General features: G+C 62.2%; 19 protein-coding genes. 10 read left to right on the forward strand and 9 right to left on the reverse strand.

Going from position 1 to position 18,525, the window contains the following annotated elements; all coding sequences use genetic code 11:
* Window positions 1-4: 4 nt before the first annotated feature.
* The 4 genes from cyoE to C8D92_RS05615 are packed head-to-tail and all read right to left on the reverse strand — an operon-like array spanning window position 5 to window position 3,330.
* On the reverse strand, window positions 5-901 hold the full coding sequence (gene cyoE / locus C8D92_RS05600) for a heme o synthase (protein WP_095610112.1): 897 nt from the start codon (window positions 899-901) through the stop codon (window positions 5-7).
* Between the two features lie 47 nt (window positions 902-948).
* The gene (locus tag C8D92_RS05605; RefSeq protein ID WP_095610111.1) at window positions 949-1,944 is read right to left on the reverse strand and encodes a COX15/CtaA family protein; all 996 of its coding nucleotides are present in this window, start codon (window positions 1,942-1,944) and stop codon (window positions 949-951) included.
* Between the two features lie 38 nt (window positions 1,945-1,982).
* Window positions 1,983-2,594 carry a thioredoxin domain-containing protein gene (locus C8D92_RS05610; protein ID WP_095610110.1) on the reverse strand — a complete coding sequence of 204 codons (612 nt, stop codon included), beginning with the start codon at window positions 2,592-2,594 and terminating at the stop codon, window positions 1,983-1,985.
* Window positions 2,587-3,330, reverse strand: a complete 744-nt coding sequence (locus tag C8D92_RS05615; RefSeq protein WP_095610109.1) for an SURF1 family protein — start codon at window positions 3,328-3,330, stop codon at window positions 2,587-2,589. Before C8D92_RS05615 ends, C8D92_RS05610 begins: the two co-directional genes overlap by 8 nt.
* Window positions 3,331-3,381: 51 nt before the next feature.
* Between C8D92_RS05615 and C8D92_RS05620 the strand changes: the two genes are divergently transcribed.
* On the forward strand, window positions 3,382-3,585 hold the full coding sequence (locus C8D92_RS05620; protein ID WP_095610108.1) for a twin transmembrane helix small protein: 204 nt from the start codon (window positions 3,382-3,384) through the stop codon (window positions 3,583-3,585).
* 7 nt (window positions 3,586-3,592) lie between these two features.
* Here the strand turns inward: C8D92_RS05620 and C8D92_RS05625 are convergent, their stop codons facing one another.
* The 3 genes from C8D92_RS05625 to coxB all read right to left on the reverse strand — a co-directional run bounded on the left by C8D92_RS05625 (window position 3,593) and on the right by coxB (window position 7,343).
* Entirely contained in the window at window positions 3,593-4,483 is an 891-nt protein-coding gene (locus C8D92_RS05625; RefSeq protein WP_095610107.1) for a cytochrome c oxidase subunit 3, read from the reverse strand.
* Between the two features lie 69 nt (window positions 4,484-4,552).
* Window positions 4,553-6,145 (reverse strand): cytochrome c oxidase subunit I, encoded by a 1,593-nt coding sequence (ctaD, locus tag C8D92_RS05630; protein WP_116918692.1) that lies wholly within the window; start codon window positions 6,143-6,145, stop codon window positions 4,553-4,555.
* 103 nt (window positions 6,146-6,248) lie between these two features.
* The gene (gene coxB, locus C8D92_RS05635; RefSeq protein ID WP_228151105.1) at window positions 6,249-7,343 is read right to left on the reverse strand and encodes a cytochrome c oxidase subunit II; all 1,095 of its coding nucleotides are present in this window, start codon (window positions 7,341-7,343) and stop codon (window positions 6,249-6,251) included.
* A 273-nt stretch (window positions 7,344-7,616) separates the two neighbouring features.
* On the opposite strand from coxB, the gene C8D92_RS05640 reads away from it, so the two are divergent.
* The 7 genes from C8D92_RS05640 (at window position 7,617) to C8D92_RS05670 (ending at window position 14,589) form a co-directional block, all read left to right on the forward strand.
* Window positions 7,617-8,945 (forward strand): MATE family efflux transporter, encoded by a 1,329-nt coding sequence (locus C8D92_RS05640; protein ID WP_243402374.1) that lies wholly within the window; start codon window positions 7,617-7,619, stop codon window positions 8,943-8,945.
* A gap of 82 nt (window positions 8,946-9,027) precedes the next feature.
* Window positions 9,028-9,693: a hypothetical protein gene (locus tag C8D92_RS05645; protein WP_095610128.1), complete on the forward strand. Its 666-nt coding sequence runs from the start codon at window positions 9,028-9,030 to the stop codon at window positions 9,691-9,693.
* 73 nt (window positions 9,694-9,766) lie between these two features.
* Complete coding sequence (locus C8D92_RS05650) at window positions 9,767-10,456, forward strand: methylamine utilization protein (RefSeq protein WP_133243108.1); 690 nt, start codon at window positions 9,767-9,769, stop codon at window positions 10,454-10,456.
* Window positions 10,453-12,837 carry a putative bifunctional diguanylate cyclase/phosphodiesterase gene (locus C8D92_RS05655; protein ID WP_116918694.1) on the forward strand — a complete coding sequence of 795 codons (2,385 nt, stop codon included), beginning with the start codon at window positions 10,453-10,455 and terminating at the stop codon, window positions 12,835-12,837. Before C8D92_RS05650 ends, C8D92_RS05655 begins: the two co-directional genes overlap by 4 nt.
* The gene (locus tag C8D92_RS05660; protein WP_116918695.1) at window positions 12,834-13,694 is read left to right on the forward strand and encodes a DUF3034 family protein; all 861 of its coding nucleotides are present in this window, start codon (window positions 12,834-12,836) and stop codon (window positions 13,692-13,694) included. Before C8D92_RS05655 ends, C8D92_RS05660 begins: the two co-directional genes overlap by 4 nt.
* Before the next feature lie 10 nt (window positions 13,695-13,704).
* Window positions 13,705-14,142 (forward strand): group I truncated hemoglobin, encoded by a 438-nt coding sequence (locus C8D92_RS05665; protein ID WP_116918696.1) that lies wholly within the window; start codon window positions 13,705-13,707, stop codon window positions 14,140-14,142.
* A 60-nt stretch (window positions 14,143-14,202) separates the two neighbouring features.
* On the forward strand, window positions 14,203-14,589 hold the full coding sequence (locus C8D92_RS05670; RefSeq protein WP_116918697.1) for a DoxX family protein: 387 nt from the start codon (window positions 14,203-14,205) through the stop codon (window positions 14,587-14,589).
* Window positions 14,590-14,793: 204 nt separating this feature from the next.
* On the opposite strand, the gene C8D92_RS05675 is transcribed toward C8D92_RS05670, so the two are convergent.
* On the reverse strand, window positions 14,794-15,051 hold the full coding sequence (locus C8D92_RS05675) for a YheV family putative zinc ribbon protein (RefSeq protein ID WP_116918698.1): 258 nt from the start codon (window positions 15,049-15,051) through the stop codon (window positions 14,794-14,796).
* 71 nt (window positions 15,052-15,122) lie between these two features.
* Entirely contained in the window at window positions 15,123-17,168 is a 2,046-nt protein-coding gene (gene prlC, locus C8D92_RS05680) for an oligopeptidase A (protein ID WP_116918831.1), read from the reverse strand.
* A gap of 132 nt (window positions 17,169-17,300) precedes the next feature.
* Here prlC and C8D92_RS05685 point away from each other — a divergent pair, with 132 nt between their 5' ends.
* Window positions 17,301-17,855, forward strand: coding sequence for a gamma carbonic anhydrase family protein (locus tag C8D92_RS05685; protein ID WP_116918699.1), 555 nt, complete (start codon window positions 17,301-17,303; stop codon window positions 17,853-17,855).
* A gap of 208 nt (window positions 17,856-18,063) precedes the next feature.
* Window positions 18,064-18,519 carry an Hsp20/alpha crystallin family protein gene (locus C8D92_RS05690; protein ID WP_095610097.1) on the forward strand — a complete coding sequence of 152 codons (456 nt, stop codon included), beginning with the start codon at window positions 18,064-18,066 and terminating at the stop codon, window positions 18,517-18,519.
* The last annotated feature ends 6 nt before the right edge of the window (window positions 18,520-18,525 follow it).

Genomic DNA, 18,525 nt, shown 5'->3' on the forward strand with positions numbered 1-18,525 from the left:
AGCGTCAATAGAACCAGAAGTGATCCACCAGCAGCACCACAAAGAGTGCCATCAGGTAGGTGATCGAGTACTTGAACGTCGTCAGCGCCACGCGCCGGTCGTCGCCACGCAATAACCGGATGGCGTAATGCAGGAACCGCAGACCCAGCAACAGCGCCCCGATCAGGTAAATGCCGCCGGACATACCGGTGGCGTATGGGAGCATGCTGGCAGCCAGCAGAATCAGCGTATAGAGCAGAATATGCAGCTCGGTGTAGCGGTTACCATGGGTCACCGGCAGCATGGGAATGCCTGCTTTGGCGTACTCCTCCTTGCGGTGAATCGCCAGCGCCCAGAAGTGCGGCGGCGTCCAGGCAAAGATAATCAGCACCAGCAACAGGGCATGCCCGTCCACCTGACCGGTCACTGCCGTCCAGCCAAGGAGTGGCGGCATCGCCCCGGCAATCCCCCCAATCACGATGTTCTGGGGGGTAGCGCGCTTGAGAAACAGGGTATAGACGCCGGCATAACCCACCAGCGAGGCCAGCGTCAGCCAGGCGGTCAGCGCATTCACCTGCCAGACCAGCACCAGCATGCCGCCGAGGGCCAGGCTGGTGGCGAAAATCAGGGCATCCGGCGTGGACACCGTGCCCGTGGCGACCGGACGCTTCTTGGTTCGCGCCATCACGGTATCGATCTTGTAGTCCACCACGTGGTTGACCACCGCCGCGGCGCCGGCCAGCAATGCGATGCCCAGATTGCCGAAGACAAACACGGTCCAGTCCGGGACCCCCGGCCGGGCAAGCAGCATGCCGATGACGGCCGTCAGCATCATCAACGCGACAACCCGGGGCTTGGTCAGCTCCAGAAAATCGCGCCAGTTGGCGGCTCTTTGCGTTTGCGCGATGGAGGTATCGCTCATGCCGTGGCCTCCTGGTGCGTTGTTATTGTTCGGGATACAGTGCGCGCTCAAGACGGTGGATGCAATCGCCAAAGCAGGTTCACCACCGCCAGCAACAGGGCAGCGCCCATCGCGTTATGGGCGATGGCGACCGGCAGCGGAATCTGCCAAAGCACGTTCGCCAGCCCAAGACCGATCTGCGCCAGCAGTACGGCGCCGGTCAGCGCCACCCATGGCCGTATTGCTGGTGTGGCCATAGCGCGCCACATGGCCACCAGAAGCGCTCCGAGCACCGTCAGAACCAGTACCGCGCCAAGCCGATGCGTCACATGGATCGCCACACGGCCATCCGCTGTCAATTGGCCACCGAGATAATTTGGACCAACGTGCTGGGTCACGTCAAAACCATGACGGAAATCCATGGGCGGCCACCACTGACCCTGACAGGTCGGCAGGTCGACACAGGCCACAGCGGCATAATTTGCCGCGGTCCAAGCGCCCAGAGCAATCTGAGCGACCACAAGTCCCAGGGCAACGAACAGCCAGGCCCGCCATCGGTGGCGGTCCCGCGCGAGGGCCGGACCATCGGGGGGGCGCCGCCCCCTGAGTCTCATCGCCAGCAGGAACAGCAGTGTGAGCGTGGTAAACCCACCAAGCAGGTGCAGCGCAACGACCTGTGGCCAGAGTTTCAGCGTCACGGTCCACATGCCAAACGCCGCCTGAAGCACCACGAAACCCGCGATCAGCAACGGCTGTCGCAGCGGAACATCCGGCGCTCGGCGATGGCGCAGCGCGTACCCGGCAATGGCGAACACCACCAGTCCGAGCGTACCGGCGGCATAACGATGAATCATTTCCGGCCAACCCTTGCTGCGGTCCACCGGGGATTCCGGAAAGCGGGCTTCGGCGATCGAGACCGCCTCCTCCGACTCCGGCACGCTCAGGAATCCATAACAGCCTGGCCAGTCCGGGCAGCCGAGGCCAGCGTCCACCAGCCGTGTCCAGGCACCCAGCATCACCACGACGACAGTCAGCAGAGTGGCGACCACCGCCATCCGCCCCATCACCCTCCGCACATGTGGGTTCCCGTTCACCATGGCCGTCACCCGAGTTGGGAGATCTTCATGAGGTGTTCGATGTCTTCGAGCATGTCTTTGCCGGAGTGGTCTGGACCGTACTGCATCATCACGTTGCCGAAAGGGTCGACCAGGTAGGCCCGGGGGGCGTCAAATGGTCCGTTGCCTCTCGGCCAGTCCGCGGATGCCGGCTCCGGCAGGCTCAGCAGTCGCATCTCCGGATAATCGGACAGGTCCGCCGGTGGCTGTTCCAGCCAGGCGGCCCGTTTCACGCGGTTCTGGTTCTTGCCCAAGGCCGTGTTGACCTGTCGCGCCAGGTACAGCATCTCCTGGCAGGCATCGGCACAGGCATCCGCCGCCGTAATCAGCAGCGTCCAGTGGCTACCTGAGACCTCCGGACCAAATTCCGACTCAAACGGGCGTCCTTCCGCCGTCTCAAGCCCCATTGATGCCACCGGCTCCGGAGGCTGGATCAGAATCCCCTTGTTGGTCCGGTCCGACGGGTTCAGCCAGCCGGTGTAGAACATGATGGTCGCCACCACGATCGGGCCAAAGCCCACAAGAAACAGCAACAGGGCGATGCGGCGGCCCCGGCGGATGTCCTGCGGGGTCGCTTCGTGTACGTCGGTATCAGCCATGGTTGGAATCGGTCCGTTGTTCGGGTTTTCGGTAGCTTGCCACGAGAGTCATCGTCAGGAGAAGCGCCGCCAGCAGCGCCCACTGCCCGGCATAGCCGTAGTGTGTGCCGGGTCCCATCACATCCAGCTCCCAGTCCGCCCGGAATGCCCCCGGCTGGTCCGCCCCATCCAGACGCAGACTGACGGCCGCGACGGTGGGCGCCACGTCCCGGACCCGTTCTCGCGGAAGGGACTGCACCCGACGCGGCCACGATGTGGACACCGTTGTCTCGCCAATGACCGGCGGGGTCGGGTAATCGGCCACCCGGGCCCGGATGGTCACCATCCCGGTCGGTGTCCGGACCGACGGCAGTGCGTCCCGGCGCCGGGGAGCCGGGACCCATCCGCGATTGACCAGCACCGGATCTCCGGTCATCGGCTCAAAGAGCGACAGCACTTCGTAGCCGCTCTGCCCGTTGCGGGTCCGGTTGTCCAGCAGCCAGAGCGGTCCGGGGCGGTACCGTCCCTGAATCCGGATCGGTTGTCCGGCGGTCAACGCACCCGACTGCAACGCTCGCCAGGGCGCCTCTGACCGGGTCTGCTGCCACTGATCCATTCGCTGTTCCTTCTCACCCGCTCGCTGCCACTGCCAGACAGACAGACTGACCAGCACCGGAAACAGCAGGCCGGTGAACAGCCAGAGTCGCCAGTCGAAGCGCCAACGTCGGCGGAGTGAGGAAGGAGGGGCGGTACTCATCGTCTGCTATAGTGGCGACTGTCATCCCACCGACACATCGGAGCCGCGCTCATGTTGAAAGCCGCCATTGTCATACTGCTGATCGCCGTGGTCGTAAGCCTGTTCAGCGGTCTGGTGTTTCTGTTTCGGGACGACGGGGGGAAGCGGCGTCTGCTCAATTCCCTGATCGTCCGCGTGTCCCTGAGCGTGGCATTGCTGGTGCTGATTGGCATCGCCTTATGGAGCGGGGAACTGTCGATGAACCCCACTCCCTGACGCCCGCTCAGATGATGTAGACGAACACGAACAGGCCGAGCCAGACCACGTCCACGAAATGCCAGTACCAGCTCGCGGCCTCGAAACCGAAGTGTTTCTCCGGCTCAAAATGCCCCTTCAGAATGCGGATCAGCATCACCGTCAGGATGATGGTCCCCAGAATGACGTGGGCCCCGTGGAAGCCGGTGAGCATGAAGAAGGTACTGCCATAGATCCCCGAGGACAGGGTGAGCCCCAGGTCCCCATAGGCATGGGCGTATTCCTCTGCCTGGAAAATCAGGAACACCAGCGCCAGCACGATCGTCGCCGCCATCCAGATTTTCAGCTTGGCGCGGTTGCCCGCTTTGAGCGCATGGTGCGCAACGGTAATCGTCACTGAGGAGGTCACCAGAAGAATGGTGTTGAGAAGCGGCAGCCCCCAGGGACCGATGACTTCTTTTGGTCCGGGATACGCCTCTGGGTCGGGATTCTGCAGCAGGGGCCAGGTCGCCTCGAACCCGTCCCAGAGCATGGCACTGGAGCCCTTGTCACCCTCACCGCCCAGCCACGGCACGATGAAGACCCGGGCATAGAACAGGGCACCGAAGAAGGCGGCGAAGAACATCACTTCGGAGAAGATGAACCAGCCCATGCCCATTCGGAAGGTCCGGTCCATCTGGGCATCATAGAGTCCGGAGCGGCTCTCGCGAACCACGCTGCCGAACCAGCCAAAGAGCATGTAGATGGTCAACGCCACCCCGACCAGGAAGACGAGCCAGTCGCCGAAGCCGGCCTGGCCCTCCTGGGTGTTGGTGACCATCACCGACGCCAGACCGTACATCATGACGCCCATCCCGACCGTGGCGATGATCGGCCATTTGCTCTGTTCGGGAACGTAGTAGGACTGTTCTGCTGACATGGCAGCCTCCGACAGCGTGATATTCAGATCTTTTTATTATTACGTCCCCGGTCTCGGCCGGGGACTCCGTTACTTGACCTCAGGCGGCGTGGCGAACGTGTGGTACGGCGCCGGCGAGGGCAGGGTCCATTCCAGGCCCTCCGCGCCATCCCAGGGCTTGGCCGGGGCCTTCTCGCCGCCGCCTCGGATGCACTTGACCACGATGTACAGGAACAGCAACTGAGTGGCCCCGAACATGAAGGCGCCCACGCTGGAAATCATGTTGAAGTCGGCGAACTGCAGCGCATAGTCGGGAATGCGTCGCGGCATGCCCGCCAGCCCCAGGAAGTGCATGGGGAAGAACGCCAGGTTCATACCGATGAACGACATCCAGAAGTGGGTCTTGGCCAGCGTCTCGTCGTACATGGTGCCGGTCCACTTCGGCAGCCAGAAGTAGGCCGAGGCAAAGATACCGAAGATCGCACCCGGCACCAGCACGTAGTGGAAGTGGGCCACCACGAAGTAGGTATCGTGGTACTGGAAGTCGGCTGGCGCGATCGCCAGCATCAGGCCCGAGAACCCGCCGATGGTGAACAGGATGATGAACGCCACGGCGAACAGCATCGGTGCCTCGAACGACAGGGCACCCCGGAACATGGTCGCGACCCAGTTGAACACCTTCACACCGGTGGGCACCGCAATCAGCATGGTGCAGTACATGAAGAACAGCTGACCCGCGATCGGCAGACCCACCGTGAACATGTGGTGCGCCCAGACAACGAACGACAGAAGGGCGATGGCGGCAACCGCATAGACCATGGAGGCATAGCCGAACAGCGGCTTGCGGGAAAAGGCCGGGATAATCTCGGACACCGCGCCGAACGCCGGCAGGATCATGATGTAGACCTCGGGGTGACCAAAGAACCAGAACACATGCTGGAACAGCACCGGGTCACCGCCACCGGCCGCATCAAAGAAGCTCGTGCCGAAGTTGATGTCCATCAGCATCATGGTCACTACACCCGCCAGTACCGGCATGACGGCAATCAGCAGGAAGGCGGTGATCAGCCAGGTCCAGACGAACAGCGGCATTTTCATCAGCGTCATGCCGGGTGCCCGCAGGTTCATGATGGTGGCGATGACGTTGATCGCCCCCATGATGGACGAGATCCCCATGATGTGGATGGCGAAGATGAAGAAGGTCGTGCTTGGTGGCCCGTAGGTGGTCGACAGCGGCGCATAGAAGGTCCAGCCAAAGTTGGGGCCACCGCCTTCCATGAACAGTGTGGAGACGAGAATCAGGAATGCCGCCGGCAGCAGCCAGAAGCTCCAGTTGTTCATTCGGGGCAGGGCCATGTCGGGCGCGCCGACCATCATCGGGATCATCCAGTTCGCCAGGCCCACGAAGGCGGGCATCACGGCACCGAAGACCATGATCAACCCGTGCATGGTCGTCATCTGGTTGAAGAATGCCGGCTCGACGATCTGCAGCCCGGGCTGGAAAAGCTCCGCCCGTATCACCATGGCCATGGACCCGCCGAGCAGGAACATGGCAAAACTGAAGATCAGGTACATCGACCCGATGTCTTTGTGGTTGGTCGTCAACAGCCACCGCGTGAAGCCCTTGGCCGGGCCATGATGCTCGTCGTGACTGTGGTCGTGGGTATCGATGACCGCACTCATTGGAAACCCCCGTAACCGCCTGTTGTTCTTTGGGCGTTGGCTTGATCGTTACCGGGCCCTGACGGGTCCAGACTGTGTGATTGCGTATAACGCCCAGTGATGCTCACTGGGCATTCTTGTAGTCGAGAATCTGCTTGGGCGTCACCTTCTCACCGGTGTCGTTACCCCAGGCATTGCGCTCGTAGGTAATGACGGCGGCCAGGTCCACTTCGCTGAGTTGCTCGCCGAACGCCTGCATGGCCGTGCCGGACACCCCGTTCACAACGATGTCCAGGTGCTGGTCCATATTCTCGGTGGCCACCGTGCTGTCCTTCAGAGCCGGGAACGCCGGTGGGGCACCGGAGCCGTCCGCCTGGTGACAGGACGCGCAGGCCGTGTTGTAAACGCCCTCACCGCGCTCCATGAGCTCCTCAAGCGACCAGTCCTTGCTGGTCAGGCGACGCTCCTTCTCGGCCGCCGCTACTTTTTTTGCGGCCCACTCCTCGTACTCGTCTTTCGGAACGGCCTTGACCACCACCGGCATGAAGCCATGATCCTTGCCACACAGTTCCGTGCACTGGCCCCGGTAGATGCCGGGCTCCTCGACCCGGGCCCAGCTTTCATTGATGAAGCCGGGAATCGCGTCCTTCTTGACGCCCAGGTCCGGCACCCACCAAGAGTGAATCACATCTTTCGAGGTGATCATGAAACGGACTTTGGTATCGACCGGTATCACCAGCGGGTTATCGACTTCCAGCAGGTAGTTCTCGTTCTTGTCCAACCGGTTGTAGATCTCTTCCTTGGATGTGGCCAGGTTGGAAAAAAAGCTGAATTCCTTGTCCAGGTAGCTGTACTGCCACTTCCATTGATAGCCGGTCACCTGAATATCGATGTCGGCGTCCTTGGTGTCGTAAATGTCCAGCAATGTGCCTGTGGCCGGCACCGCCATGGCCACAAGAATGCCGAACGGAATCACCGTCCAGAGCACTTCGACCCAGGTGTGTTCATGGAAATTGGCGGGCTTGTAGCCCTTGGACTTGCGGTGGGCGATGATCGACCAGAACATGACGCCAAACACCACCACGCCGATGGCGACGCAGATCCAGAAGATGATCATGTGCAGGCTGTAGATGTCCTTGCTGACATCCGTCACGCCCGGTGTCATGTTGAGTTCCCAGGCCGCCAGCGCAGACTGCGGCACCAGGAACAATCCGGCCATCAGGGAACCGGCTCTCGACAACTGCACGCGCATACCGTGTCTCTCCAACGAGTCGTTTTTATTGTCGGCCAATGATCAGCGCCCGGGTTCGGTATGACAATCCAGGGGGCTGCCGGGGCAGGTCGTGCCGTCTGGACACTAGCCTCTCATGAATGACCAGATTCGAGTATAGACAGAGAGTGTTACAAGTCTCAAAACATGGCTTAAAATTTAGACGAATAACAGCTTGATTCTTAGAACGGCGTCGCACACTCACCGACCACCGGCGGTGTCATGACCTCCATTGACAAGCGGCTCTGGCAACTGGCCTGGCCCCTGATGCTAACCAATATGACCGTCCCGCTGCTGGGTCTGGCGGACACCGCCGTACTGGGTCATCTGGACCGGCCGGAGTATCTTGGCGCCGTCGCGGTCGGCGGCAACCTGTTCAGCATTCTGTACTGGACCTTCGGTTTCATGCGCATGGGCACCACCGGCCTCGCCGCCCAGGCCTATGGGCGCCGCGATGCCTTCGGACAGAGCGCCCTGCTCGTGCGCTCACTGTTGCTGGCCGTTGGTATCGGCCTGCTACTGATTCTCTTTCACCGGCCACTGATTACCATCGGACTGTCGCTCATGGAACCTTCGGCGGAGGTGGCCGACCTGGCAGCCGGCTACGCCAGCGTCCGGATCTGGAGCGCACCGGCCGTTCTGTGCCAGTACACCCTGGTGGGTTGGCTGATCGGCACCCAGTACCCGCGCGGGCCCATGCTGATGCTGGTAGCGGCGAACAGCCTCAACATCGTCCTGGACGTCCTGTTCGTCACCATCATGGGCTGGAACAGCCAGGGGGTCGCGGCCGCGACGGTGGCCGCCGAGTACAGTGCCACCGGACTGGGCCTGTGGCTGGTCAGCCGGCGGCTACCGACACGCCTGAGCCCATTTCGTGCCCTGCTGGGACAGGCCCGGGATTACCTCGCCATTCTGCAGGTCAACCGGTACATCATGGTCCGGACCGTTCTGCTGCTGCTTTCGCTCGCCTTTTTCACCGCACAGGGCGCTCAACAGGGGGATACCGTACTGGCCGCCAATGCCGTGCTTATCACCTTTCTGCTGATCATATCCAATGGACTGGACGGCTTTGCCAATGCCGCCGAGGCCCTGGTGGGCGAGGCGGTGGGCCAGTCCGGCCGCGCCCCGTTCCATCGTGCCTGCGGCGCCGCCCTGCGCTGGTCGGTCTGGGGTGGCGTCGCCTTTACGGCGGTGTTCGTCCTTTTCGGCCAGACCATCATCAACGCCCTGACCAGTATCGAGGCCGTGGCCACCACGGCCGGCCATTACCTGCCGTGGATCTGGGTGATGCCGCTGGCCGCTCTATGGGGGTTTCTGCTGGACGGCATCTTCATCGGCGCCACCCGCACCCGGGACATGCAGAACACCATGATTGTGTCGGTGCTGGTCGTGTATCTGCCGGTCTGGTACCTCACCCAGCCACTGGGCAATCACGGGCTGTGGCTCGCTCTGATCGCCCTGATGCTGGGCCGCGCCGTCACCATGGGAGGCCTGTTCCTGCACCACACCCGCCGGAACGTCTGGTTTGCGGTGCGGGCACAGACCCGCTGAGCGCGAAGCCTCCGATTCTCTTCTACACTCACAGAGGGCCCGGCCGGGCCGGTTGTTCGACAGCAGTGGATTCTCCGACACGATGACACCAACCGCAGTCCTCGACATCATCGATCAGGCGCGCCGACAGGAAGCCCGTTCGGGCACGTTTCTGGAGCAGATGAAACGACGCTCGCAGCAGCTTCCTGAGAGCGTCGTCGTTCAGGACGACGACCCGGGTCTGTGCCTGTTCCAGTTTGCCATCGAATACATTGAGGTGGCGCCGCGCCTGATCGACTGTGTTGAAACCTGCGCCCACGATGCGCGCATCTACTGGCTGTTCGAGCCGTTCGTTCAGGCGGCAATACGGTATTTCACCCAACCATCGGTCATGCTGACCCGCTACGACGGGCTCGACGGTCTGCTCATCAAGGCCTACCTCTGCCACCGGCTGATGGAGGAAATGTATGAGAACAACTACTCCATCCGCAGTAGTCAGCTTGTGGATGTGGAAGCCACCCAGGCCAACCTGGTGGCCCATCACCTGATTGGGGAACCGTTTGCGAACGAGCTGGACGAATCCATCACCATCACCGTCATTCAGATTGCCGGGTCTCCCGATTATTACGACCTCAACCTGGCACCATTCGTGGAACAGGCCCGGGACGACGCCTGGCAGCAGATGAGACAACACTGGGAGCAGTTGCTGAGCCGAAACCAGATCCGGTTCGCGTTGGGCCCCGGACTGGATGACGATGCTGAAGAATAGGCATTCTCTATTGCGTCGATTGATCCAAGCCGGGTCACATCATCGTTAGGGAGACACTGTTACACTCCGGACCATGATGATAAAACGAAAAAACCGCTCACGATCACGCAAACGACCTGGCTACCCCGGCATCGTCGGGTCTGTCATGGTGCTGCTGGCAGCCGTGACGCCGACGCGTGCCGAAGACCTGTCAGTCACGGTCATCGATCGACACAACGGCGAGCCCCTCAAGAATGCCGTTGTGTCCGTCGAGGGTGGCCCGTCCCCACCACCACTCCCCGAGCCGGCGATCATGGGGCAACGCAACCGCGCTTTCCAACCGCATGTGATGGTGATCCCGAAAGGCACCCAGGTGACCTTCCCCAACCACGACCAGACCAAGCACCACGTCTATTCGTTCTCCCCCGCCAAGACGTTCAATATCGAGCTCTATTCCGGTCGCCCGAAACAACCGATCACATTTGATAAAGCGGGCATCGTGGAGCTGGGCTGTAACATTCATGACCAAATGCAGGCATTTATTGTCGTTACCGATGGCGCGTCGGCCGCCAGGACCGGCGAAGACGGGACCGCCCGCCTGACAGGCGTCCCGGAGGGGACCAACCAGCTTCACGTCTGGCACCCGAGACTGCCCGACAACGCAACTCGACAGCAACGCACCATTGATGGCCGGGATGCCGTCACGGTGGAACTCACTGTCCGCAGCCCCCCCGAGGACGATCAGGGCATGCAGGGCCTCCAGGAACGCTTTGACTCACTGTGAAACGGTTGCTGCTGAACGTCGGCTTCCGGGGCCGGCTGCTGCTTGCGATGATGACGCTGGTGCTGGTCGTCAGCATCGGACTGGTGTCGATATTCGCCGTTTCCCTCTTTGATGAAGAGGAAGATCAGGCGGAACAGCGGCTGCAGGTGGCTGCCGGTGTGACACAGGAAATCCTCGCCCGTCGCTCGGAAGTGCTTCTGAACAGTCTCAATGTGCTGGTGGAGGATTTCGGCTTCAAATCCGCCATCGCCTCCGGTGATCGCGCCACCATCATGAGCGCATTACGGAATCACACCAATCGGATTGGTGCCGATCTGGCCATGTTGACCGATGGTAAAGGCCGTCTGATCGCCAATCTGCAGGGCCTGCAGAACGCCGCACCCCTGCCGTTTCCGGACATGCTGGAGGAGGCCCGTCAGTCGGGTACCGCAAATGCCATCCTTGAATTCCAGTCCAACGCCTACCAGTTGCTGATGGTGCCAGTGGAAGGCGGTGGTTTGCGGGCCTGGCTGGTGATGGGGTTCGCCATGGACGATGACTTCGCCCGCTTCCTGGCCCAGCTCACGGGCGTGGATATTGCCTTCCGGCGCGCGGCTCGCGAGGGCGTCTTTGCAGCCAGCCTGGACGCCTCGATCCTTCAGCGCACCCTGCCCCAGAGCCGTGGGCAGGCGCCACAGGCGATGAACCAGCTGGATCAGTATTTCCTGCGCCACAAGACACTGTCCAGCGGAAGCACACGTGAAATCAGCCTGTTGCTGCTACTCAGCCGTGAGCAGGCACTCGGCAACTACTACACGCTGGCCCTGGAAATGCTCCTGCTGGTATCCACCTTTCTTATCGCTGCGGCCCTGGCTGGATTGGTCATGGCCAGAGCACTGGGTCGTCCGGTTCTGATGCTGGCCAACTTTGCCCATGCCGTTGGCAACGGTGAGAAAGTGGATCCGCCCGAGACCCGGGCCGGCGGCGAATTGCGACGACTGGCCCGGGCGCTCGCCCAGATGCAGCAACAGATCCGACACCGCGAGTACCGGATCGCCTACGACGCCACCCATGACACACTAACGGGGCTGCCCAACCGCAAGGCGTTCGACACCCACATCCGCGAACGACTCAAGACGGGGCGGGCCGCCACCGTGATCAGCCTCGTTGTGTCCGATCTCAAGGACATCAGTGACACGCTGGGCTTCGAGTTCGGCAATGAAGTGATGATCGCCACCGGACTGCGCCTGCGCGGGCAGTTGGACCCGGAGGACTTCCTCGCCCGGACCGGCGGCAACGAGTACACCATCGTGACAGCGCCCATGGAGGGGTTTCGCATTGAACAGCGGGCCCGGGACCTGAAAAGGATCGCCGAGCGGCCAACAACCATCAGCGACACGCCGGTCAACATCCACATCAACGCCGCCGCCCTGTCCATCCCGGACGATGCCGGAAGCCTTGACGACCTGCGCCGGCGCATCAATCTCACCATGGAACGAGCCCGGGGGCTGGAGCAGCGCACGGCGCGATACGAAGAGGGTGGGGACGAGCACCATCTGAGGGAGCTGCGGATCATTCGGGATCTTCAGGGCGCGCTGGACCAACAGGACCTCTACATGGTCTACCAGCCCCAGGTGGACTTCCAGTCGGTACGGCTCACCCAGGTCGAGGCGCTGCTGCGCTGGGAACACCCGGAGCTGGGCTTCATCAACCCAGAGGATTTCATCCGTCTGGCGGAAAGTTCCGGCCAGATCCATGAACTGACGGCCTACATTCTCCGGCAGATCGAACAGGACATGCGCGACTGGTATGCCGAATGGGGGCAACGCCTGGGCATGTCGATCAACCTCTCGGCGCTGGATCTGACCCATGCCGGTCTGCCCGAGCTTGTGGACCGCGTCTTTGCCGACTGGCCCCGACCGCTGAATCAGCTCGTTTTTGAGATCACCGAGAGTGCGGTCCTCACCGATGTGCGTACCGCGACGCGGACCCTCGAAGCCCTCCGAAAGCGGGGAGCGCGGCTGTCGGTCGATGACTTCGGGACCGGCTATTCCTCCCTGGCCCAGCTCCGGCGCCTGCCCGTGCAGGAACTGAAGATCGACAAATCCTTCATCCTGGCGCTGGACTCCGAGCCCGAAGACCAGCTCATGGTGCGCTCAATCATCGACATGGCGCACGGGCTGAATCTGGCCGTGGTGGCCGAAGGCATCGAAAACGAAACCACCTGGCAGATGCTTCAGGACTGGCACTGCGAGATGGCTCAGGGATTCTACCTGGGTCGCCCCATGCCCATGCGCCAGCTCCGCAGCTGGCATCAGAACTTCCAGACGCGGGCCGCCGGGCTGCAGCCCCGGTCGGCCTCCACCGATCAGGTCACGACGCCACGGAGGACCGAATCATGACTCACGTTCGATCACTGGCCAGCCTGCTCGTTCTGACCCTGATGCCCGGGCTGACGGTCGCCGATGTCGGCAGCCGGCTCTGGGCCACCGGCGGGGTGACCACCATCGAGGGCAGCGCGGGCGGCGGACTGGTTCCCATGGCCGTACTCAGCGGCTATGCGAGCGACACGGAGTGGGGCGGTACCGCCAGCCTGTCCCGGCTGACCACCGACGGCTACTCTTTCCATGGCGCCGGCGCCACGGTTAGCGCGTTCAACCGGGTGGAACTGAGTGTCGCCCGCCAGACACTGGATCTGGACACCCTCGGGGCATCCCTGGGGCAGGATGAGTTGGCCCAGACCGTCTACGGCCTCAAGGTGCGGGCCTTCGGCGACCTGATCTACGACCCGCTCGGGCAGTGGTCCGTCGGCATTCAGCACAAACGCAACACCGCAGAAGCCATCTCCAACGCCATTGGTTCGCGGGACAACACCGGCACCGATGTCTACATCAGCGGCAGCCGGTTGTTTCTGGCGGCGGTCGGCGGTCGCAATCTGTTGATCAATGGCACCCTCAGGGCCACCCGGGCCAACCAGACCGGCCTGCTGGGGTTCGGAGGGGACCGGAATGACGATCACGAACTGATGGCCGAACTGAGCGCCGGGTTATTGCTGAATCGCCATTGGCTGGTGGGCATGGAATACCGCCAGAAGCCGGACAATCTGTCCTTCGCCCGGGAGCAGGATGCCCGGGACTTTTTCGTCGCCTGGTTCCCTCATCGTCGAGTGTCCGTAACGGCGGCCTGGGTCCAGCTTGGCGATATTGCCGGTCTGAGCGACCAGCAGGGTCCTTTCGCCGCCATTGAAGCCAGCTTCTAGGAGGACTGCCATGAAGATCATCCTTGCTGTCCTGACCAGCCTGCTGTTGTTGGGCGGGTGCCAGTCCCCGGCCCCGTCCGCCGCTGCCGGAGAGGAGACGCTCTACAACGCCCTTGGCGAACGGTCGGGCATCGCCGATATCGTCGAAGACATGCTCTATCGCATTGTCGAGGACCCGCGACTCGCCGACGATTTCAGAGGGATCGACGTCGCGCGCTTCCATCGCCAGCTTACCGATCAGCTCTGCCACCTCAGCGGCGGTCCCTGCACCTACACGGGGCGCAGCATGGAAGAGGCCCATGCGGGCATGAATGTCACCGAAGCCCAGTTCAATGCGGTAGCCGACCATCTGGTCCTGGCGATGGAAACCCACTCGGTCCCTACCGGTGCCCAGAACCGACTGCTGGCCCGTCTGGTACCGCTGCATGACCGCATTGTCGGGCATTGACGCGATCACTGAAGGCGGTATGCTGCCTCGCTGACCGATAGCCACTGACGAGGAGTCACCGTGCTGGACAATGCCGACCTGGGGAAGCTGATCGTCCGTCTGACGTTGGGCGGCCTGCTGCTGTTTCACGGTATCGCCAAGCTGATGCATGGACTGGGCTTCGTCGAATCCCAGCTGGCGGCTCACGATCTGCCAATCTTTCTTGCCTACGGCGTGCTGATCGGGGAAATCGTGGCCCCGTTGATGGTGATGCTCGGATACCAGACCCGGATCGGGGCACTGCTGATCGTGTTCAACATGCTGATGGCAGTGGTGCTGGTCCACAGCCATGAGTTGATGGCGCTGTCCGGTAGCGGCGGCTGGGCGCTGGAACTGCAGGGCTTTTTCCTGTTCACGGCGCTGGCACTGGTCTTTCTCGGACCGGGTCGCTACAAGGTTCACTCCTGAATGGTAAGCCCGTGCAGATCGAACGGCGAACGTACTTGAACGGAAGAACGTCAGCACCAGTCAGAGGGAAGCGACCTGTTCAGAGCCCCGACATCGTGGGCGCCACGCAATTCTCCAGGGGGTCGGTACATCCCCCACCAGGAAGACCAAGCGCATGGACCCGATGTCGATGGCACGTCACGGGCTAGTGTCGGCCGGCCCGGTTCAGTCGCGATCACTGTCATCCGCCGGGGCCTTGAAGAACACGACCGGCTCGACGGTGTGTTGCTCAGACGGGTCCCGGCGGTTCACCCGGGTCTCCGGTTCGGGCGCGGCGTCTTCAACCAGCGACTGGGCGTCTTCAAAACCACAGTCGATGCACTCCCGGTACTGGTGATCACCGTCACGGTGCATCATGAGCCGGTCCATGGCCCCGCAGCGCGGGCAGACCGCGCCGGCGATGAATCGTTTGGGGCTGGGCATATCGCCTCCGCTCAGCGATGAATGGCGACCGGGCCGACCCTCACAGCAGGGCCAGGGCGACCCGGTCCGGCTCAGGCCGCGTCGTCTGTAATGCCGCTTTGGCGCAGCAGCGCCTCCACACTCGGCTCGCGGCCCCGGAATGCCTCGAACAGCGCCATGGGCTCACGCGAGCCGCCCATCTCCAGAATGTGCTCCCGGAAGGCACGGCCACTCTCGGAATCAAAAATGCCATTCTCCTCGAACAGCGAGAAGGCATCCGCCGCCAGCACTTCGGCCCACTTATAGCTGTAATAGCCCGCCGCGTAGCCCCCATCGAAGATATGCCCGAAGCTGTTGGGGAAGCGGTTGAATGCCGGTGTGTCGGTGACCGCGATCTCTGAACGGACCTGGCGGAACACGTCCAGCGGGTTCACGGGATTGACCGGCTCGAAATCCGCGTGCAACCGGAAATCAAAGATCGAGAACTCGAGCTGGCGCAACATGCCCATGCCGGACTGGAAGTTCTTCGCCGCCAGCAACTTGTCGAGCATGTCCTGCGGCAGCGGCTCGCCGGTTTCGTGATGGCGGGCAATGAGGTTCAGCGACTCCGGATTCCAGCACCAGTTCTCCAGGAACTGGCTCGGCAGTTCCACGGCATCCCAGGCCACCCCGTTAATGCCGGACACATCCGCCACATCCACCTGAGTCAGCATGTGGTGCAGGCCGTGACCGAACTCGTGGAACAGGGTGGTCACCTCGTCGTGAGTGAGCAACGACGGCTTGCCGTCCACCGGCGCCGTGAAATTGCAGGTCAGGAAGGCCACCGGCAGCTGCAGCGAGCCCCGCAGATTGCGCCAGCGTACCCGGCAATCCGCCATCCAGGCACCGCCGCGCTTGCCTTGGCGCGCGTAGAGGTCGAGGTAGAACCAGGCCAGCGTCTCGCCATCCCGGCTGATCCGGAAGGCGGTCACATCCGGGTGCCAGGTCTCAACACCGGACTCGGCATTAATGGACACACCAAACAGCCGCTCGGTCACGGCGAACAGTCCGTCGACGACGGTATTGACCGGGAACCAGGGTCGGAGCTGTTCGGGGGAGATGTCATAGCGGGCCTGGCGCAGCTTTTCGCTGTAGTAACCAATGTCCCAGACCTCGAGCGACTCCACACCGTATTCCTCGCGGGCGAAGGCCTTGAGGTCGTCAAATTCCTGTTCCGCCACCGGCTTGGTCTTCTCGGCGAGCTGATCCAGGAAGTCCGTTACTTCGTCCACACTGCGCGCCATCTTGGTCGCCAGTGACAGTTCGGCGTAGTTGTTGAATCCCAGCAGTCCCGCCATCTGGTGTCGGCGCTTGAGGATCTCGGCCATGATGGGGGTATTGTCCCACTGACCGGCGTGCGGGCCCACGTCCGAGGCGCGCGTGACAAACGCCTCGTAGATTTCCCGGCGCAGTTCCCGGTTGTCGCCGTAAGTCATCACGGGCAGGAAGCTGGGGATGTCGAGGGTGATTACATAGCCGTCCAGGTTGCGCTCCCTTGCCGCCTGCCGGGCGCTGTCCATTGCCGTTTCGGGCAATCCGCTCAGGTCCGCGGCATCGGTTATGTGCTTGTACCAGCGCTGGGTAGCGTCCATCACGTTATCGCCAAACCGGTTGGACAGTTCGGCCAGTTCCCGGGACAGGTCAGCATAACGCTGCTTCTCTTCGGAAGGCAGGTCCACACCGCCGAGGCGGAAGTCCCGCAGCGTGTTCGTAATCGCCTTCTGCTGCGCTTCATTCAGGTTGGCGAAGTCATCCCGGGCGGCCACTTTCTTGTAGGCCTCGCAAAGGGCGGCATTCTGGCTCAGCTCGGTGGCGTATTCGGTGAGCTTCTCCAGGCAGCGCTTGTAGATGGCACGGAGCTCCTCGTTGTTCATCACCCCGTTCAGATGGGAGATGACCGACCACGCGTTGTTCAGGCGGTCGTCCAGCGCCTGCATGGGCTGGACCAGCGTTTCCCAGCTCGGGTCGTCCTGCTGTTCGAGATCCTGGATCTGGACCCGGTTGTCGCTCAGGATCTGATCGATGGCCGGCTCCATATGTTCCGCGCGGATGTGTTCAAAGCGCGGCAACAGATCGTCATTGAGCAGCGGATTGTTCATGGGATTGGACTCCTGATCGATGGCCAAGGCGAGCGAGTATGCCATACTTGAACGCCCGGAAACGTCCGTTTGCATGGCGAGCCTGTCACGCGCCATGCCGGGTGAATGCTTTGTCTATTATAAGGGGACATGATGGCGGATGTACGCTCTCACAAGGGGGATCAGCCCCAGTTCGGCGCGCGGGTCTGGCTGGACCCCAGCGCGGTGGTAATCGGGGACGTCATACTCGGCGACGACTGCTCCGTCTGGCCCATGACCACGATTCGTGGCGACATGCACCGTATCCGGATCGGCGCCCGTTGCAGCATCCAGGATGGCAGCGTCTGCCACATCACCCACGCCAGCGACTTCAACCCGGGCGGCTGGCCGCTGACCCTCGGCGATGACGTCACCGTCGGGCACAAGGCGCTGCTCCACGGCTGCACCATCGGCAGCCGGGTTCTGGTGGGCATGGGCGCGATCATCATGGACGGCGCGGAGGTCCAGGACGAGGTCATCGTCGCCGCCGGCTGTCTGGTCCCCCCCGGTAAGGTCCTGGAAAGCGGGTACCTCTATCTAGGGTCTCCGTGCAAACAGGCGCGTGCGCTGACCGATAAAGAGCGCTCGTTCTTCACCTACACCGCGGCCAACTACGTTCGCCTCAAGGACGAACACCTGGCCGAATACCTCGGTCCCAGCACCTCCTGAGCAACCGGATTATTTTTTATCCCGTCCCTTGAAAAGCGATCGAACGATCCTATTGTCCCGAATAAGGGCTTCCGATGTCGGTCTCACCGACCGGGAAGCCCACCGTCTCGGGAAACACCCAACCGACTGGCGCCACGGTGTCGGGTTGCTTCCCTGAACGGAGCTTACACAACCCAACGTCACTAAGTTCCGAAAGGAGGTAACGACCATGAACACCATCACTCGCTGGAATCCGATCAGTGAATTCGAGGATCTGCTGGACCGGTATCACCGGCACTTTGGACTGCCCCGCCAGAACGGCGACAATGAGGGCCGGGATCTGTTCAAACGCAGCGACTGGATTCCGCCGGTGGACATCCAGGAGAACGCTGACTCATTCGAGATTCACGCCGAACTTCCCGGCATTCCGAAGGAAAACGTCAAGGTCACCGTGCACGAAGGGGTGCTCAGCATCCAGGGTGAGCGACAGCAGGAAGAAACGACCGAGGACAACAAGCAGCACCGCGTAGAGCGGGTGTACGGTTCCTTCCTGCGCCGGTTCACACTGCCGGACAACGTGTCCGAGGAGGGCATCAACGCCCGCTTTCGGGACGGCGTGCTGACGCTGACTCTGCGCAAGGTGGAGCCGGCCCAGCCCAAATCCATTGAGGTCGATGTGGCCTGAATCAGG

The organism is Tamilnaduibacter salinus (assembly GCF_003096655.1).
GTDB lineage: Bacteria > Pseudomonadota > Gammaproteobacteria > Pseudomonadales > Oleiphilaceae > Tamilnaduibacter > Tamilnaduibacter salinus.

Coding starts and splice junctions, on each gene's coding strand:
- cyoE (WP_095610112.1), bottom strand. CDS start 901: ATGAGCGATACCTCCATCGCGCAAACGCAAAGAGCCGCCAACTGGCGC.
- C8D92_RS05605 (WP_095610111.1), bottom strand. CDS start 1,944: ATGGGGCGGATGGCGGTGGTCGCCACTCTGCTGACTGTCGTCGTGGTG.
- C8D92_RS05610 (WP_095610110.1), bottom strand. CDS start 2,594: ATGGCTGATACCGACGTACACGAAGCGACCCCGCAGGACATCCGCCGG.
- C8D92_RS05615 (WP_095610109.1), bottom strand. CDS start 3,330: ATGAGTACCGCCCCTCCTTCCTCACTCCGCCGACGTTGGCGCTTCGAC.
- C8D92_RS05620 (WP_095610108.1), top strand. CDS start 3,382: ATGTTGAAAGCCGCCATTGTCATACTGCTGATCGCCGTGGTCGTAAGC.
- C8D92_RS05625 (WP_095610107.1), bottom strand. CDS start 4,483: ATGTCAGCAGAACAGTCCTACTACGTTCCCGAACAGAGCAAATGGCCG.
- ctaD (WP_116918692.1), bottom strand. CDS start 6,145: ATGAGTGCGGTCATCGATACCCACGACCACAGTCACGACGAGCATCAT.
- coxB (WP_228151105.1), bottom strand. CDS start 7,343: ATGGCCGGATTGTTCCTGGTGCCGCAGTCTGCGCTGGCGGCCTGGGAA.
- C8D92_RS05640 (WP_243402374.1), top strand. CDS start 7,617: ATGACCTCCATTGACAAGCGGCTCTGGCAACTGGCCTGGCCCCTGATG.
- C8D92_RS05645 (WP_095610128.1), top strand. CDS start 9,028: ATGACACCAACCGCAGTCCTCGACATCATCGATCAGGCGCGCCGACAG.
- C8D92_RS05650 (WP_133243108.1), top strand. CDS start 9,767: ATGATGATAAAACGAAAAAACCGCTCACGATCACGCAAACGACCTGGC.
- C8D92_RS05660 (WP_116918695.1), top strand. CDS start 12,834: ATGACTCACGTTCGATCACTGGCCAGCCTGCTCGTTCTGACCCTGATG.
- C8D92_RS05665 (WP_116918696.1), top strand. CDS start 13,705: ATGAAGATCATCCTTGCTGTCCTGACCAGCCTGCTGTTGTTGGGCGGG.
- C8D92_RS05675 (WP_116918698.1), bottom strand. CDS start 15,051: ATGCCCAGCCCCAAACGATTCATCGCCGGCGCGGTCTGCCCGCGCTGC.
- prlC (WP_116918831.1), bottom strand. CDS start 17,168: ATGAACAATCCGCTGCTCAATGACGATCTGTTGCCGCGCTTTGAACAC.
- C8D92_RS05685 (WP_116918699.1), top strand. CDS start 17,301: ATGGCGGATGTACGCTCTCACAAGGGGGATCAGCCCCAGTTCGGCGCG.
- C8D92_RS05690 (WP_095610097.1), top strand. CDS start 18,064: ATGAACACCATCACTCGCTGGAATCCGATCAGTGAATTCGAGGATCTG.